This is a genomic window from Rhodococcus sp. NPDC127593 (genome assembly GCF_042671975.1).
GTDB lineage: Bacteria > Actinomycetota > Actinomycetes > Mycobacteriales > Mycobacteriaceae > Rhodococcus_F.
In genome coordinates, this window is the sequence record NZ_JBHXWI010000041.1 from 85,983 (window position 1) to 102,420 (window position 16,438).

Annotated in this window: 16 protein-coding genes; 6 read left to right on the forward strand and 10 right to left on the reverse strand. The window is 67.6% G+C overall.

Features of this window, described 5'->3' with window-relative positions:
• Positions 1 to 39: 39 nt before the first annotated feature.
• Genes ACFVJ3_RS32720 through ACFVJ3_RS32730 form a run of 3 tightly spaced genes read right to left on the reverse strand, consistent with a single transcriptional unit; the run spans position 40 to position 3,466 of the window.
• Positions 40 to 1,092, reverse strand: coding sequence for an alcohol dehydrogenase catalytic domain-containing protein (locus ACFVJ3_RS32720; RefSeq protein ID WP_378456031.1), 1,053 nt, complete (start codon positions 1,090 to 1,092; stop codon positions 40 to 42).
• Positions 1,089 to 2,117 carry a Gfo/Idh/MocA family protein gene (locus ACFVJ3_RS32725; RefSeq protein ID WP_378456014.1) on the reverse strand — a complete coding sequence of 343 codons (1,029 nt, stop codon included), beginning with the start codon at positions 2,115 to 2,117 and terminating at the stop codon, positions 1,089 to 1,091. The genes ACFVJ3_RS32720 and ACFVJ3_RS32725 overlap by 4 nt, the downstream gene beginning before the upstream one ends.
• Positions 2,114 to 3,466 carry an MFS transporter gene (locus tag ACFVJ3_RS32730; protein WP_378456015.1) on the reverse strand — a complete coding sequence of 451 codons (1,353 nt, stop codon included), beginning with the start codon at positions 3,464 to 3,466 and terminating at the stop codon, positions 2,114 to 2,116. Before ACFVJ3_RS32730 ends, ACFVJ3_RS32725 begins: the two co-directional genes overlap by 4 nt.
• A 388-nt stretch (positions 3,467 to 3,854) precedes the next feature.
• On the opposite strand from ACFVJ3_RS32730, the gene ACFVJ3_RS32735 reads away from it, so the two are divergent.
• Together ACFVJ3_RS32735 and ACFVJ3_RS32740 are read left to right on the forward strand one after the other, a co-directional pair.
• The gene (locus ACFVJ3_RS32735) at positions 3,855 to 4,907 is read left to right on the forward strand and encodes a Dyp-type peroxidase (protein WP_378456016.1); all 1,053 of its coding nucleotides are present in this window, start codon (positions 3,855 to 3,857) and stop codon (positions 4,905 to 4,907) included.
• On the forward strand, positions 4,904 to 5,710 hold the full coding sequence (locus ACFVJ3_RS32740; RefSeq protein ID WP_378456017.1) for a family 1 encapsulin nanocompartment shell protein: 807 nt from the start codon (positions 4,904 to 4,906) through the stop codon (positions 5,708 to 5,710). The genes ACFVJ3_RS32735 and ACFVJ3_RS32740 overlap by 4 nt, the downstream gene beginning before the upstream one ends.
• A gap of 15 nt (positions 5,711 to 5,725) precedes the next feature.
• Here the strand turns inward: ACFVJ3_RS32740 and ACFVJ3_RS32745 are convergent, their stop codons facing one another.
• The 4 genes from ACFVJ3_RS32745 to ACFVJ3_RS32760 are packed head-to-tail and all read right to left on the reverse strand — an operon-like array spanning position 5,726 to position 9,460.
• Positions 5,726 to 7,060 (reverse strand): hypothetical protein, encoded by a 1,335-nt coding sequence (locus tag ACFVJ3_RS32745; RefSeq protein WP_378456018.1) that lies wholly within the window; start codon positions 7,058 to 7,060, stop codon positions 5,726 to 5,728.
• A complete protein-coding gene (locus ACFVJ3_RS32750) occupies positions 7,057 to 7,419 on the reverse strand; it encodes a hypothetical protein (protein WP_378456019.1) in 363 nt (120 codons plus the stop codon). Before ACFVJ3_RS32750 ends, ACFVJ3_RS32745 begins: the two co-directional genes overlap by 4 nt.
• A complete protein-coding gene (locus ACFVJ3_RS32755; RefSeq protein WP_378456020.1) occupies positions 7,419 to 7,613 on the reverse strand; it encodes a hypothetical protein in 195 nt (64 codons plus the stop codon). Before ACFVJ3_RS32755 ends, ACFVJ3_RS32750 begins: the two co-directional genes overlap by 1 nt.
• Positions 7,610 to 9,460 (reverse strand): hypothetical protein, encoded by a 1,851-nt coding sequence (locus ACFVJ3_RS32760; RefSeq protein ID WP_378456021.1) that lies wholly within the window; start codon positions 9,458 to 9,460, stop codon positions 7,610 to 7,612. Before ACFVJ3_RS32760 ends, ACFVJ3_RS32755 begins: the two co-directional genes overlap by 4 nt.
• A gap of 263 nt (positions 9,461 to 9,723) precedes the next feature.
• Here ACFVJ3_RS32760 and ACFVJ3_RS32765 point away from each other — a divergent pair, with 263 nt between their 5' ends.
• The gene (locus tag ACFVJ3_RS32765) at positions 9,724 to 10,236 is read left to right on the forward strand and encodes a CGNR zinc finger domain-containing protein (protein WP_378456022.1); all 513 of its coding nucleotides are present in this window, start codon (positions 9,724 to 9,726) and stop codon (positions 10,234 to 10,236) included.
• Positions 10,237 to 10,246: 10 nt separating this feature from the next.
• On the opposite strand, the gene ACFVJ3_RS32770 is transcribed toward ACFVJ3_RS32765, so the two are convergent.
• Genes ACFVJ3_RS32770 through ACFVJ3_RS32780 form a run of 3 tightly spaced genes read right to left on the reverse strand, consistent with a single transcriptional unit; the run spans position 10,247 to position 12,329 of the window.
• Positions 10,247 to 10,678, reverse strand: coding sequence for a VOC family protein (locus ACFVJ3_RS32770; protein ID WP_378456023.1), 432 nt, complete (start codon positions 10,676 to 10,678; stop codon positions 10,247 to 10,249).
• A 9-nt stretch (positions 10,679 to 10,687) separates the two neighbouring features.
• Positions 10,688 to 11,140, reverse strand: coding sequence for a helix-turn-helix domain-containing protein (locus ACFVJ3_RS32775; RefSeq protein WP_378456024.1), 453 nt, complete (start codon positions 11,138 to 11,140; stop codon positions 10,688 to 10,690).
• Positions 11,141 to 11,159: 19 nt separating this feature from the next.
• The gene (locus ACFVJ3_RS32780; RefSeq protein WP_378456025.1) at positions 11,160 to 12,329 is read right to left on the reverse strand and encodes an LLM class flavin-dependent oxidoreductase; all 1,170 of its coding nucleotides are present in this window, start codon (positions 12,327 to 12,329) and stop codon (positions 11,160 to 11,162) included.
• Between the two features lie 135 nt (positions 12,330 to 12,464).
• Between ACFVJ3_RS32780 and ACFVJ3_RS32785 the strand changes: the two genes are divergently transcribed.
• From ACFVJ3_RS32785 to ACFVJ3_RS32795, 3 genes are all read left to right on the forward strand, one after another.
• Positions 12,465 to 13,790 (forward strand): MFS transporter, encoded by a 1,326-nt coding sequence (locus tag ACFVJ3_RS32785; protein WP_378456026.1) that lies wholly within the window; start codon positions 12,465 to 12,467, stop codon positions 13,788 to 13,790.
• Between the two features lie 107 nt (positions 13,791 to 13,897).
• On the forward strand, positions 13,898 to 14,605 hold the full coding sequence (locus tag ACFVJ3_RS32790; RefSeq protein ID WP_378456027.1) for a TetR/AcrR family transcriptional regulator: 708 nt from the start codon (positions 13,898 to 13,900) through the stop codon (positions 14,603 to 14,605).
• Positions 14,602 to 16,257 carry an FAD-binding dehydrogenase gene (locus tag ACFVJ3_RS32795; RefSeq protein WP_378456028.1) on the forward strand — a complete coding sequence of 552 codons (1,656 nt, stop codon included), beginning with the start codon at positions 14,602 to 14,604 and terminating at the stop codon, positions 16,255 to 16,257. Before ACFVJ3_RS32790 ends, ACFVJ3_RS32795 begins: the two co-directional genes overlap by 4 nt.
• Positions 16,258 to 16,438 lie beyond the last annotated feature (181 nt).

Genomic DNA, 16,438 nt, shown 5'->3' on the forward strand with positions numbered 1-16,438 from the left:
ACAGCGTATCGCGAAGACGGCCCCGGATCACGCGGACGCTCACTCCTTGCGCAACAACGCGCGCGTTCCGAGCAGTTTCCGCGACGTCAGCAGCACCTTGACGTGCTTGCTGCCGTTCGATTCGAGTTCCTCGACCGCGCGGCCGAACTCGTCCAGCGCAAACGTCGCGGTGTGCAGCGGCGACGCGTCCACCTTCCCCGACTCGAGGAGTTCGGCCGCGTCGACGAAGTCCTGCCGGACGTAGTTCCGGCAGGCCACGACGGACAGCTCACGGGCGTAGAGCGCGCTGTAGTCGAGGGTCAGTTCGTGCCCGGGTTTCGCGGACGCGATCGCGACGTACCGGCCGCCCGGAGCGAGGACCCGCAGCGCCAGCCGGGACGATTCCTCCGTGCACACCGTGTCGTAGACGAGGTCGACCGAGTCCGTCCGGTCCCGGAGCCAGCCCTCGAGCGCGTCCCCCGAGTCGGTCGTGAAGCCGCTCATCCCGCACGCCAGGGCAGGCTGCTCCCGTTCGGTGTAGCGATCGACGCCGAACACCCGGACGCCTCGGCTCCGGGCCACCAGCGTGGTCGCGAGTCCGATCGCACCGGTCCCGATGACCAGCGCGGTGTCCCCCTCCGAGGCGCCGCCGCGCCGGACCACATGAACTCCGACGGCGAGCGGTTCGACGAGCGCCCCGAAACGGTCCAGCACCGAGTCGCTCACGGGCACGCACTGCGTCTCGGGTACGACGAATTCCTCGCTGAAGCATCCGCGTGGGTCGGACAGGCCGAACACCCGGATGCTCGGACAGTTGTTGATCCTGCCGTCGCGGCAGGCGCGGCAGCTGCCGCAACCCGTGGTCGGGTAAACCATCACCGGCTGACCGATCGTGAGACTCGTGCCCGGACCCACCCGCGACACCCGTCCCGCGCATTCGTGGCCGAGCACCGTCGGATATGCGGCGACCGCGTTCCGGCCGCGCAGGTGCGACAGGTCGCCGCCGCAGATCCCGGCCGAGTCGAGAGCGACGAGCACCTCCCCCGCGCCCGGCGCCGCGACGTCACCGTGGTCGAGGCGATAGTCGTTCGGGCCGTCGACCCGAATACTCAAGACTGACATGCGCTTTCCTTTTCGTCGGAGACAGTGACCGGCATCGCGCCGGCTGTGGCGGACCGGTAGGCGGCGTCGATCACCGCTTGCACGGGCAGCCCGGACCGGGCATCGGACAGCGGCGCCGCGCCGGCCGCCCAACTGGCGAAGACGTCCTCGTACAGCGACCGGAACCACGCCGTCATGGACAGCGGATCCGGCCCGGACGCGTCGACGGACCCGTCGACGAGTGGGCGGACGCCGTCGCCGATCTGGACGAGCGAATCCCCCACCAGCCGTAACTGCCCCGCGTCGCCGTAGAGGTGGATCGTCTCGGCTCCACCCGGCCATGCGGCCGTGCTCGCCGTCACCGACGCCGCATGCGTGCCGTGGTCGATCAGGAGGTGAATCGTGTCCTCGGCCTCGAGCCTGCCTCGGCTGGTGGAAGCCGTGGCCACGACACTGCGCGCGGGCCCGGTCAGCGACAGGTAGAGGTCGAGGGTGTGGATGGCCTGGGTGATCAGCACTCCGCCGCCGTCCCGGTCCCGGGTGCCGCGTCCGGCCTCGGCGTAGTAGGAGTCGGGACGCCATAACGGGACGGTGACGGTTGCCGAGCGGAGGGCGCCGATCGCGCCGTCCGAGAGTAGCCGCCGGGCGCGACGCGCCGCCTCCTTGTAGCGGTGTTGCAGCGTGACCGCGGCCCGCACGCCGGATCGCTCGGCGACGTCCACGATCGCCTGTGCATCGTGCAACGAGACCGCCAGCGGTTTGTCGATCACCAGGTCCAGGCCGCGCTCGGCCAATGCCGACGCGACGGCCAGGTGACTCGACGGCGGCGTGACCACGACCGCGGTGTCGGCGTCCAGAGCCGCTGCCGCGTCGAGGCTCGGGAGTATCCGCGCCTCCGGTGCCAGCCGGCGTGCGGCCGCCGCCCGCGTCTCGTCGCGCGTCACCACACCGACCACGTCGGCGTCGACAGCCCGGAGGGCCGTGAGGTGCGCGGCGCTCGCGAGCCCGGCGCCGACCACCACGACGCGACGGGTCACGATGCGGCCTCGACGGCCTTGCGGGAACCCACACTCCGGCCGAGGGTCTCGGGAAGCAGGGCGATGCCGATCAGCCCGACCACGCTCAAACCCATGAGGTAGCTCGCGACGAGCCAGGGCGTTCCGCCCGCGACGGCGACGAGGGCCGTGGCAACCAGCGGGATCGTGCCGCCGACCACGGCGGCCGGGATCTCCCGGGAGATCGCGATGCCGCTCCACCGGATCTTGGTGGGAAACAGTTCGGAGAGCAGCGCACCGCCCGGCCCGGACGTCGTGCCCTGGACGAGGCAGATACCGAGCATCAGCGCCAGTCCGACCATCCACGGCGACCGCGTGTCGAGCATCAGGAACATCGGGAACGGGAAGACGATGCCGAAGATGGCGCCGGACAACAGGACCGGCTTGCGACCGATCTTGTCGGCCAGCCGGCCGAACCCGATGATGACGGGGATGGCGCAGAACTCGGCCACGATCAATCCGATCAGGGCCTGAGTGGAATCGACGCCGAGGGTCTTGGTCACGAACGACAGCGCGAAGACCTGCATGACGTAGGCCCACGGGATCACGAAGCTGAAGAGGGCGAGCCCGCACAGGATGTGCCGCCAGTGGTTTCGGACCGCGTCGACCAGCGGCGCGCGGTCCACCTCACCGTGCTGCGCGGCCTCCTTGAACACTGCCGTCTCGTTGACCTTCAGCCGCAGATAGCCGGCCACGAGAACGATGGCGGCGCTGGCCAGGAACGGAATACGCCAGCCCCAGGACAGGAAGAGGTCGTCGGGCATCAGCGTGAGCAACGCGAAGATCATGGTGGCGCCGCCGGTTCCGACGTAGATCGCCGCCCCCGGATACGCACTGGAGAGAGCTCGCCTAGAGCTGTCCGTGGATTCGGTGACCATCGTGATCGCCCCGGCGAACTCGGCGCCCGCGCCCGCACCCTGGAACAGGCGAAGGACGATCAGGAGAATCGGCGCCCAGATTCCGATCGCGTCCGCGGTGGGCAGCGCACCGATCAGCGTCGTCGAGGCGCCCATGACGAGCAGGGTCATGAGGAGCATCGGCTTGCGGCCGAGCCGGTCGCCGAAGTGCGCGAAGACCAGTCCACCGATCGGGCGGGCGCCGAGTCCGACGGCGAACGTCCCGAACGCGGCCATCGTGCCGGCGAGGGATCCCGCCCCGGGGAAGTAGAGGGGCCCGAAGACGAGGGCCGCCGCGAGACCGTAGAGCGTGAAGTCGTACCACTCGATCACGGTTCCCGCCGCGCTCGCCTTGATCACCCGGCGGCGTTGCTGCCCTGCCGACCCGTGCGGCACCGCGGTCGACCGCTCGGTGCCGAGTTCGGTCATGCCCATCGAGAACTCCTGACTGTGAAGGGGAACTGCCGGAACCCGACTACTATGACCCACGTCACCGAATTTGTAAACGCTTTCTCGGCTTCGCGGAGGATTCTCGTTTCCACAGTTCACAGCAATATGATTGCGGGATGTCGACCAGACCCGGTCAGATACCGCTTTCATTTCTCCGGAGCGCACACGGCCGGTCGCGCGGTCAGGCGGACCCACGTCCGCCGATCGCCAGTGCTCGGGGCGGAGGTAGATGGCGACCTGTTCGCGACAGATTCCGGAGCCCCACAGCGGCGCGGCGGACCGATTGAATGGAACCTGGCGGTTCGAAACGGTTAGATGGGACCTGAGGTTCCGGACAGTGCAGCGTCGTACGTCGAGGTGAACGGAGACACAGATGCCAGGCCCAGTCGCGAGATTGGCACCCCAAGCAGTCCTCACTCCGCCCAGCCCTGCCGCCCTGTTCCTGGTGCTCGTCGCCGGGGACTCCGACGAAGACCGCGCGACGGTGTGCGACGTGATCTCCGGGATCGACGGACTGCTCAAGGCGGTGGGATTCCGCGAACTCGCCGGCTCCCTGTCCTGTGTGGTCGGCGTCGGTGCGCAGTTCTGGGACCGCGTGAGCGCGTCGCCGAAGCCGGCGCACCTGCATCCGTTCGTCCCGCTGTCCGGGCCGGTCCACAGCGCGCCCTCCACGCCGGGTGACGTCCTGTTCCACATCAAGGCCGCCCGCAAGGACCTGTGCTTCGAACTGGGCCGCCAGATCGTTTCGGCGCTGGGCTCCGCCGCCACCGTGGTCGACGAGGTGCACGGCTTCCGCTACTTCGACTCCCGCGACCTACTCGGATTCGTCGACGGCACCGAGAATCCCACCGACGACGACGCCACGGACGCCGCACTGATCGGCGACGAGGATCCCGACTTCCGGGGCGGCAGTTACGTGATCGTGCAGAAGTACCTGCACGACATGAGTGAGTGGAACACGCTGAGCACCGAGGAGCAGGAACGGGTCATCGGGCGCACCAAGCTCGAGAACATCGAACTCGACGACGCCGTCCAGCCCAGCAATTCGCACGTCACCCTCAACAGCATCGTCGACGACGACGGCGTCGAACACGACATCCTGCGCGACAACATGGCATTCGGCAGCCTCGGCGAGGCTGAATACGGCACCTACTTCATCGGGTACGCCAAGGATCCCGCCGTCACCGAGCTGATGTTGCGACGCATGTTTCTCGGCGAGCCGCCCGGCAACTACGACCGCATCCTCGACTTCTCCACGGCGGCCACCGGCACGTTGTTCTTCGTGCCGGCCCGGGACGTGCTCGAATCGCTCGGCGACGAACAGGCAGCCGAGGAGACGGCACCCGAAGACCCGGTCGAGCCCGCCGCGGCCGGCCCGTACGACCTGTCCCTGAAAATCGGTGGTCTCAAAGGAGTATCGCAATGAGTGATTCGAGCAATCTGCACCGCAACCTGGCACCCGTCACCGAGGTTGCCTGGCAGCAGATCGGCGAAGAGGCCGCCCGCACGTTCAAGCGGCACGTCGCGGGGCGGCGCGTCGTCGACGTCGCGGGACCGTTCGGATACTCCTACTCGGCCCACAACCTCGGGCGGGTCACCCCGATCAAGACGTCGGACAGCAGGATCCGCGCGCAGCAGCGACAGGTCGACCCGCTCGTCGAACTCCGGTTCCCGTTCACCCTGAGCCGCGCCGAGGTCGACGACGTCGCCCGCGGTTCGCTCGATTCCGACTGGCAGCCCGTCAAAGACGCGGCGAAGGCCGTCGCGTTCGCGGAAGACCAGTCGATCTTCCAGGGATTCGACGAGGCGGGCATCCGCGGACTCGGACCGTCCAGCGACAACCCGGTTCTCAGTCTGCCGGAGGATCCGCTGCTGATCCCCGACGCCGTCGCCTCCGCGTTGTCGGCGCTGCGACTCGCCGGTGTCGAGGGACCGTATTCGGTGGTGCTCGACGCCGACGCGTACACCGCGGTCAGCGAAACCCGCGACGAGGGGCATCCCGTGTTCCACCACCTGCGCGACCTGGTCACCGGCGACATCATCTGGGCACCCGCCATCAGCGGCGGCTACGTGCTGTCCACCCGCGGCGGCGACAACCAGCTGACCCTCGGCACGGACCTGTCGATCGGCTACGACAGCCACACCGCCACCGAGGTCACGCTCTACCTCGAAGAGACGTTCACGTTCGCCTCGCTCACCGCGGAGGCGGCGGTCGTCCTCGCACGCTGACGCACGCCGGGGTCGTCAGCCGCCGAACAGCAGGTACAGCCCACCGAAGGTGTATGTCACCATCGTGAACAGCAGTGCCAGCTGCCCGGTCAGCTGATGACCCCGGGGCAGGACCCGCACGGATTTGTCGTGTGCCGCAATCACTCCGAGTACGTGTCCGGCGAGGACGCACAGTACCTTGATCGATGCCGTCGCGGCCGGGTGCTCGGACAGCACGTACCAGACCTCGGCGTCACCGAGCCCCAGCGGGTTCCATCCGCGCCCCATCGGGTCGGCCAGCAGGATCACCGTCGCCTGCCCCTTCTCCACCAGATACGTCAGATAGTGGGCGAAGACGTAGCCGATGATGATCGGGATCAGCGAATGCGACAGCAGCCCCGGGAGAGCGGCGCGCTGTTCGGGCCGTAGTCCACCCGTGGCCCGCGAGGCCACCCAGAACGACACCCCGACGAAGCCGATGAAGACCAGGAGCCCGGCGGTGCGTGCGAGGGTGGCGCCGATCGGGGATCCGATTCCGTCCACCAGCCGTGACCACCACGGGAACGCCGAGAAACTGTCGAAGGCCGTGGATCCCAGCAGCGTTGCCATCAGCGCCACCGATCCGGCGCGAACGGGCATCGAACCCAGGTGGTCCAGCGGGTTGCGCAGCACGATCCGGCCGTCGTGCCGGTCCCGGCTCAGCGGAGACAGCCGGGAGGCCAGCGTGCTGTACACCTCGAGCGGATCGCCCCGCTCACACCAGCGCTCGCCGCACGCGAAGGCCCCGGCCGTCGTGACCACGACGTAGACCAGCAGCCAGGTACGCACGGCGGCAACGGAACCCGGGTCGGCGGAGGCGAGTTCGAGCCAGACGAAGGCGAACAGTCCCGCGACCGCGGGCCGATACCCCCACGAGTCGCGGTATCGTGCATTGCCTTCCGCCGGCGAGCGCCCGATCGCCGCGCACACCGACCGGTGAAGCGTGCGGACCGGGGAGAGCACTCGCCACACCGGTCCGAACGCCAGCGACACCGCGACCAGTCCCACCCAGAGCAGCACGTAGAACACGCCCGGCAGTGCATTCTCCGACGATGCCGCGGGTCCGAAGAACGCGGCGAGCGCCACCCATACCGCGAACACCACACCGAACGCCGCCAGCACGTTACGCGTGATCGGCGCGTCGGCAAATCGCGTCACCCAGCCCGGCAGTCTGCGACCCGGACTGTCCGGATCCAGTTTCGGGGTGCGCCACGCGAACGCCAGGACCACGAACGAGACGGTGAGCGCCCAGCTCGCCCCGATCAGCGCATACGTGAACGGGATCGGAAGGTCGGTGGATCCGCCGAGGCCGTGCGCGAGAACAACGGTCATGGACGCACGAGCAGGGTGGCCACCGTCTTACCCGTGTCGTGCAACTCCACCGCCACCTGGCCCGGAACATCCACGGAGAACTGGGTTTCCTGCGTTCCGGGGTGAATCTCGAACGAATGCTCCGGCACGGCGTGCACGTGCAATTCGTCGTCGGCGTCGCTCTCGATCCGCACGGTGACGGTCTCCCCCACCGTGGCCTCGATGCGCTCGTTGTTCGGCGTGACCGATCCGCTGGCGATCACGACGTCGATCACGGCACCGTCCTCCGTTGCCGGCGTGTTGCTCTCGCCTCCACAGCCCGACACCAGAGCGACCACGACAGCAGGTACCACGACAACTCCGGCCAACCGCCTGATCACTAATTTTCCTCGTCTTTCTCATTCGGGCCGTGTTTCGCACTCTCGGCATTCTCGGCGGCTTCCGCCTTGCGGTCCCGGACCGCCAGGTAGATGACCAGGCCGGCCACCAGGAAGGCGGGGACGAACGCGGGAATCGCCAGCAGCACCGAGTGATCGGCGAGGTAGACGACGCCCGGGTCGTTCACCGGATTCATGTCACCTTCACGTCCTCGCGGGTGCCGGTGGTCGCCTGTCCCTGCGTGTATTTGCTGATCCGGCCCGCTCCCCAGGCCAGCGCGGTGATCAGCGCAAGAGTGCACACGAGCACGACCAGCGACGCGGCACCGAACAGCCAGGACGGGTGGTCGAAGTTCCGCTCCCGCTGCAGGATGGTGATCTCCGGGACGAAGTCGCGGGTCGAGGATGCGACGGCGGGGAGTTCCTCGGCGCCGATGCCCGGGTCGCTGGGCAGGTAGATGGGGACGGCTGTCATCGTGCGCCCGTCCTGTACGCGCAGCAACGTCTTCCACGTTCCGTGGACCGGCACAGGTTCGTGAGTCCGGTAGGCGCCGGGCCCGGTGCGTTCGAGTCGGTCGACCGTGAAACCGTTGCCCAGTCCGGGTCCGCCCTGCCAGGACAGAATGGACACCCATTCAGGATTGTCGCCGGCGAGATCGGGTGGGTCGATGCGAACCTCCGCGTCGACCATCCGGCCGCCGTCCGGGGCGGCCTCCGTGAGCGCGATTGTCGCCGTGGCATTCTCCGGGACGGTCGCGACGAGTCCGTTGGCGGTGGCCCCGGCGATCACCACGACCGTGGCGACGACGATGGTGCGGCTGATCGCGGGGCGCGGAAGTCCCTCGGATCGGAGCACCCGTCCGAGCAGCGCTCCGCAGGCACCGGCCGCGATGCCCACGGGCACGGCCATGACCAGCGCCTCCGGCCACATGCTGGTGGGCCAGGGGTAGATGTATACGGCGCCGATCCACAGCGACTCGAGCCACAGCCCGACCGTCGCGACGAGGAGTCCGCCGACGGCACCGAAGGCCACCCGATTCTTGATCAGCGGTGTCAGGGCGAGCAGTTCGATCAGCACGGCGGCGCCGAGGCACAGTTCGAACACGTTCGTGGGGGCGCCGAGAACCGGTCCCACCATCAGTGCCGTGATCGCGCGCACCACGCCGGCCACCGCCACGGCCACGATCGCCGCGAACGGTCCGAGAACGATGCGCGCCGCCACCAGGGTGAACGCGGCCGCGCCGGCGATCATCATCGGTTGCAGGACGAGGCGGAACTGTTCGACGCCGAAGTCGTATTCGATCTGGAAGACGGACAGGCCGATGAGCAGGCCACCGAACGTGCCGCACCGCAGGAACCAGATCAGCCTGCTGTCCTGCTTCGCGTCACCCGGGGTCGCCATCCGGCCCTCGTAGTCCAGGAGCAGGACGCCGATCAGCGACAGTCCCGCACCGCCGATCAGCATCAGGTGCGTCGGCCCCCACAGCGTGACGTCCTGACCGAAGATGCGATGCCAGACGTCGTCGAGCGGGAACCCGATGAGGGCGTACAGCCCCGCACCGGCCACCAGGACGCCGCCGACCGGGACGTACCAGGTGCGGGTGATCTTGATTGCTGCCGGACCGGGTTTCTCGTCGCGCGGCAGGATCATCGCCAGCATTCCGGTGATGAACAGCAGGAAGAGTCCGACGAGGATGAAGTAGTGCGCGGGGTTCGCGAGCGGCCCGTCGTCGCGGCCTCGCCCGATGTGCAGGCTGACGTCCCAGATGAAGCCGAAGAACGCCGTCAGGATGGTCCCGACGAAAGTCACCAGGGGCAGGGCCACCCACGGGGGGCGGTCGAGCGCGCGTGCCGCCGTGTCGGCGGTCGTCTGTAGCCACGTGATCCTGCCTGTGCGGTGCAGGTACGCGATCCACAGCAGACCCACGGTGATGATCGCCGTCGCCACCGTGATCCCGATGATCTGGTCGAACGCCGCACCGCCACCCTCTCCGCCCGATTGGGCAAGAATGAGTGAACTCGGAGTAACAGTAACTTGGCTCACGTGGTGATTATGTGCGCCGCATCCCGAAAACGCCAGACCCTCGACCCCGCACACGGCGGTTCGTAGGCAAATCTATTCAGATCTGCGATCGAACGTAGATATGGCTAGATTCCTCTAGCGACGCCTCGACCAGCGATAACTGCCACCGCCCGCACGGGCAGCCGAGGTAGGTGACGACTCCCGTGCTCGTCCGATGCCGAGATACTTCCTGCCAATCGTGTTCGTGATGTCCGTTCATGCACCCAGCGTGATGTAATGGCATTGTGCATCTCAACCCTTACGGCGAATATGCGGTCACACTCGCCGCCGACCTCGCCAATCACAAGCCCGACTCCACCGGCGAACTAATCGACCGGTGCGTCGAGGCGGGGATCGTCGTCGACTTCCCCGTCACCGACGACGACCTCGCCGACGTGCTCGCGATGCTGGACCAGTGGTCGTCGATCGCGGACACCACGAGCGACGAAGCCCGGGCCGAACAGGTGAACCTCATGCTCACGAAGGCGTCCGCCTACCCGCGACTGACCAACCACGTCGGCGACGGCTGGCACCTCCACTACCGCGACGACCAGCAGTCGCTGGCGGGCGTGCTCGAGGCGCTGTTCTCGGTCGGCACCGCACTGCACCTCGTCGGCCGCGGCATGCACCGGCTCGGCCGCTGCGCACTCGAGGAGTGCACCGCCATCTACGCCGACACGTCCCGCAACGGCCGTCAGCGGTACTGCTCGCCGAAATGCGCGAACCGGGACGCCGTGCGACGCCACCGGGCGCGCTGACCCCTATCGCTCAGTGCGGGAAGTCTTCGCCGGTGTATGCACGCTTCTCCACCAGCACCAGCCAGTTGCCGGAGTTGTCCCGCATCACCGCCTCGACGCCGTAGGGGCGTTCGGCCGGAGGCTGGGTGAACTCGACGCCCTTGGCGACCAGATCCTCGTACGTCTGATGACAGTCGGTGGTGGTCAGCCCGAAACCGCCCATCGTTCCGGCGGCCAGCGACCGGCGGATCGCCTCCGCCATGTCGGCGTCGAGCGGCGGCCCGGGCTTCATGAGCGTGACCTCGAGTTCCGGGTGGTCGGGGTGCAGGATCGTCACCCACCGGAACCCGTCGCCCATCGTGACGTCGGTGCCCTCGACGAAACCGAGCGTGTCGATGTAGAACTTCTTGGCGTCGTCCTGGTCGGTGACCCACAGGGTGACGAGAGAAACGTTGGTGATCATGCGACCAACCTATGTCCGGCGCGACTGCCTGCGCTTCTCGGAAATTGCGGCATTTCTGTCGCTCAGCCCGTGCATGAACACATAGCAGCCGGGGATCCGCGGCGCCCCGTGCTCGGCGAACTTCGCCTGGTACACCGACGGTGACGTGCCGACCAGCTGACGGAACTTGGCACTGAACGACCCGACGCTGGTGTACCCGACGAGGTGGCAGATCTCGGTGACCGTCAGGTTCGTCGCCCGTAGCAGGTCCTGGGCGCGCTCGACGCGACGCTCCGCGAGATAGACGCCCGGAGTCCTGCCGTAGACCCCCGCGAAGCAACGGAGGAAGTGGTACTTCGACACCCCCGCCGTCGCCGCGAGTTCGCCGAGGTCGAGCGGTTGCGCGTAGTCACGGTCGGCGAGGTCGCGGGCACGGCGCAGGTGCGGGAGCAGTTCCCTCGGCACTCGCGCAGTTGCTGGCATGCCCTCAGTCTGGCAGTGACTACCGACTCGAGGACAGGAACGCCGTCGACCCGGACAGGTCGCCGGGGCGGTGACTGCGCGACTGCACGAGCCCGCGACGTTCGAGGATCGGCCGGACCCCTTCGCCGAAGTTGAAGGCCTCTTCGAGGTGCGGGTAGCCGGAGAGGACGAAGTGATCGAGCCCGAGCGCCGCGTATTCGGCAATGCGGTCGGCGACCTCCTCGTGGGAGCCGACCAGCGCGGTGCCTGCGCCGCCGCGGACCAGTCCGACACCGGACCACAGGTTCGGGGCCACCTCGAGGGCGCGCGCTCCAGCCTCCTTCGAGTAGGCGCTCCCGCCGCCGTGCAGTTCACGCATGCGGCGCTGGCCTTCGGAACCCGACCTCGCCAGACTCTGCTGCGCCTGCTCGACCGTCGCCGGGTCGAGCGCGGAGAGCAGGCGATCGGCCTCGGCCCACGCCTCCTCGGACGTGTCGCGGCTGATCACGTGCAGCCGGATGCCGTAATCGAGCGTGCGGCCCTGGACGTCCGCGAGGTCGCGGATCCAGGCGATCTTCCCGGCGACGGCGCTCGGCGGCTCACCCCACGTGAGGTAGGTGTCGGCGAACTGGGACGCGACGGTTCCCGCGGCCGGCGACGACCCGCCGAAGAAGATCGGCGGCACCGGGTCGGGGATGCGCTGCAACTGGGCGTTCTCCACCCGGAGGTAGTCGCCCGCGTAGTCGACCGGTCCGGTTCCCGCCCACAGCTGCCGGATGACGTCGAGGAACTCGCCGCAGCGGGCGTAGCGCTGGTTCTTGTCGAGGTAGTCACCGTAGGTGCGCTGCTCGTGGTCCTCACCGCCGGTGACGACGTTGAGCAACAGCCGCCCCTGCGACTGCCACTGGAACGTCGCCGCCATCTGTGCGGCCAGCGTGGGGCTGAGCAGGCCCGGCCGCAGCGCGACCAGGAACTTCAACGTCTCGGTGGTCTCCAGCATCATGGCCGTGGTGAGCCACGCGTCCTCGCACCACGCACCCGTGGGCGTCAGGACCGATTCGAAGCCGTTCGACTCCGCCGCCGCGCCGATCTGATTGAGATACCGCAGCGTCGCCGGACGGTCTCCTGCCATGGAACTCCCGTGACCACCCGCCATCAGGTTGCGGGAATCACCGTAGGTGGGAAGGAACCAGTGGAAATGCAGAGACACGCGCGATCCTCTTGTCGACGACAGATGGGCAGCGCAGGACAGTTCAACAACGACGAAGCCGGCGCGCGAGGGTTTCGATCACCGTGATTCGGAGTAGTGCCCGACCGCGGCGAGCAGGGTTACGGTCGCCGCGCTATGACTACGCTGTCCGACGCCCCGTACACATCCTCGACCGAATCCGACCTCGAGCGGCGCAAGCGGCTCCGCACCGTCGTCGCCGCCAGCCTCCTCGGGACGACCGTCGAGTGGTACGACTTCTTCCTCTACGCGACGGCCGCCAGCCTGGTGTTCAACCAGCTGTTCTTCCCTGATCAGAGTTCGTTCGTCGGCACCATGCTGGCGTTCGCCACGTTCGCGGTCGGTTTCGTGGTCCGGCCGATCGGCGGAGTCGTCTTCGGCCACATCGGCGACCGCATCGGACGCAAGAAGACACTCGCGCTCACCATGTTCATCATGGGCATCGCCACCGCTCTGATGGGTGTGCTGCCCACGGCCGCGCAGGTCGGGGTGATCGCGCCGATCCTGCTGCTCCTGCTGCGCATCCTGCAGGGATTCGCACTGGGCGGTGAATGGGCGGGCGCAGTGCTCCTCGCCGTCGAACACAGTCCCGCGAAGAAGCGCGGCATCTTCGGCAGCATCCCCCAGATCGGACTGGCGCTGGGGCTGGCCCTGGGCACCGGCGTCTTCGCCGCGTTGCAGGTGATCTTCGACGACGCCCAGTTCCTCTCCTACGGGTGGCGAATCGCCTTCCTGCTGAGCCTGATCCTCGTGTTCGTCGGATTCGTGGTCCGGCTGAAGGTCGAGGAGACTCCGGCGTTCCAGGAGGTGCACGACCTCTCGAAGCGCTCCTCCGCTCCACTGAAGGACGTGTTCCGCGGCCGGGTGCGCCGGGGCACCGTCCTCGGCCTGCTCTCTCGCTGGGGTGAAGGCGCCGCGTTCAACACGTGGGGTGTCTTCGCGATCACGTACGCGACCAAGAACCTGGAGTTCGCGAAGATTCCCGTCCTGCTGGTCGTCACCGTCGCCGCGACGGTCATGGCCGTGCTCCTGCCGTTCTCCGGTCTGCTGGTCGACCGGTACGGCGCCAAGAGGATCTACCTCGTCGGGATCGGGGCCTACGGACTCGCGGTCTTCCCCGCGTTCGGGTTGTTCGGCACGGAGAATCTCATCCTGTTCGGTGTCGCGATGGTGCTGGTGTTCGGCGTCATCCATGCACTCTTCTACGGGGCGCAGGGCACGCTGTACGCGAGCCTGTACCCCACCGAGATCCGGTACACCGGTCTGTCCGTGGTGTATCAGTTCTCCGGGATCTACGCGTCGGGCGTCACGCCGATGATCCTCACCGCCCTGATCGCCGTCGGCGGCGGAACTCCCTGGCTGGCCTGCGGATACCTGGTCGCCACCTCGGTCGTCAGCGTCGTGGCGACGGCTCTGATCCGAAAGCAGGACCTCTACCTCTGAGACCGCCGAACTCTCCGAACAGGCTCTGACAGCCAAGTTCGATACACTGGTGTATCCGATACGCTAGTGTATCGACGGCTGCTGTCGACCCGATCGGAGGAGGGACCATGCCGACGTCACCGGCGCGCTCCTCCGAGCCTGCCACCGACACACCCCGCCGGGTGACGAAACGGCGAGGCCAGACTCGTCGGCGTCTGCTCGACGCCGCGGTCGAGGTGTTCGCCGAAAACGGCTTCGGCCGGTCGACGGTCGAGCAGATCTGCGAACGCGGCGGCTACACCCGCGGCGCCTTCTACTCCAACTTCGCCTCGCTGGACGAGATGTTCTTCGCCATGTGGGAACAGCGCTCGAGCGCGATGCTCGCACAGATCCGGGTGGCCGCCGACTCGTCGAGCATCGACCTCTCGGGGCTCACGCCTGCCGAAAAACTGCGCGCCGGTACCGAACTGGTGCTCGGAGTCGTCCCCGTCGACGACCAGTGGTACCGGATCAACGCGGAATTCACCGCACACGCCCTGCGCAACCCGTCGCTGAAGAAGGCCCTCGCAGCGCGTGAGGACACGATTCTGGAGACCATCGTGCCGATCCTCGAGAAGGCGCTGCACCGGCTCGGGCGGCGCGTCGTCGGCGATCCCCGGGTGCTGGGCCGCGCGCTCGTGGCCCTGCACGACGGCACGAGCGTCCAGTGCCTCATCGAGGACGACGACGCGTCCGCCCGGGACCTGCGTCTCGAACTGTTCACCCACATCGTGGCCGCGTACACCGAAACCGACACCACCCACACCCACACACACCGGAAAGAGGGGTCCTCGTGACCGAACAGGCTGATGTGATCGTCGTCGGCGCCGGACTGGCCGGACTCGTCGCCACCTACGAGATGGTCAAGGCGGGCCGGAAGGTCCTCGTCGTCGACCAGGAGAGTTCCGCGAATCTCGGCGGGCAGGCCTTCTGGTCGCTCGGCGGCCTGTTCCTCGTCGACAGCCCCGAACAGCGGCGCCTCGGCATCAAGGACTCGTACGAACTGGCGATCCAGGACTGGATGGGCACCGCCGCGTTCGATCGCGCCCGCGAAGACCAGTGGCCGCGGCTGTGGGCCCAGGCGTACGTCGAATTCGCGGCAGGCGAGAAGCGTCAGTACCTGCACGACCTCGGGCTGCGTCTGATGCCGAACGTCGGGTGGGCCGAACGCGGACGCGGATCCGCTCTCGGACAAGGCAATTCCGTTCCGCGCTTCCACATCACCTGGGGCACCGGTCCGGGTGTCGTCGAAGTCTTCCTCACGCGCGTGATGGCCGCGTCGAAGCGGGGCCTCGTCACGTTCAAGCACCGTCACCAGGTCGACGAGATCGTCGTCACCGACGGCGCCGCCACCGGCGTGCGCGGCACCGTCCTCGAACCGTCCACCGAAGCACGCGGTGTGAAGAGTTCGCGCACCGCGGTCGGGGAATTCGAATTCTCCGCGCAGGCCGTGGTCGTCACGTCCGGCGGCATCGGCGGCAATCCCGAACTGGTCAAGAAGAATTGGCCCGCCCGCCTCGGCAAGGCTCCCGAGAACATGCTCGCCGGCGTCCCCGCGCACGTCGACGGCCGCATGCTCGAGATCACCGAGAACGCCGGCGGCAACATCGTGAACCGCGACCGCATGTGGCACTACACCGAGGGCATCCAGAACTGGGACCCGATCTGGCCGAACCACGGCATCCGCATCATCCCCGGACCGTCGTCGATGTGGTTCGACGGCAACGGCAAACGCCTCCCCAGCCCCAACTTCCCCGGTTTCGACACCATGGGAACCCTCGATCACATCATGAACAGCGGCCACCACCACACGTGGTTCGTCCTCGACCAGAAGATCATCGAGAAGGAGTTCGCGCTGTCGGGCTCCGAGCAGAATCCCGACATCACCGGCCGCGATTTCAAACTGCTCGCCGAACGCCTCAAGAAGGGCGCACCCGGTCCCGTCGAGGCGTTCAAGCAGCACGGTGCGGACTTCGTCGTCCGCGGCAATCTTCGCGACCTCGTCGACGGCATGAACGCCCTCACCCCCGAGGCACCGCTGAAGTACGAGGACCTCGAACGCGAAATCGTGGCCCGCGACCGGGAAGTGAAGAACAGCTACACCAAGGATTTCCAGATCATGGCGATCCACAACGCACGGAATCTGCTGGCCGACAAGATCACCCGCGTCGTGAGCCCCCACGAACTTCTCGACCCCAAGAACGGGCCGCTGATCGCGGTCCGGCTGCACCTGCTCACCCGCAAGACCCTCGGCGGCCTCGAAACCAACCTCGATTCGCAAGTGATCAGGCCCGACGGCACACCGTTCGAGGGTCTCTACGCGGCCGGTGAGGTCGCCGGATTCGGCGGCGGCGGCGTCCACGGTTACAGCGCACTCGAGGGCACCTTCCTCGGCGGCTGCATCTTCTCGGGCCGGGCCGCGGGTCGCGCGCTGGCCCGGCACCTCTAGAAGCCTAGAAGCGGCGTAGCCGGTTTTTGGGGTCAAGTTTGTGGTGTATGGGTCACGTTCGACTGCTTGATGTTTCATGCTGCGAGTTGCGCTGTGGCGGTGAGGGTATCGACGGCGGTGCGGTACGCGGTCGTTGCCGATCGTAGGGGGCCGGGAGTGGTTGTCGGGGTGGCGAGTTCGG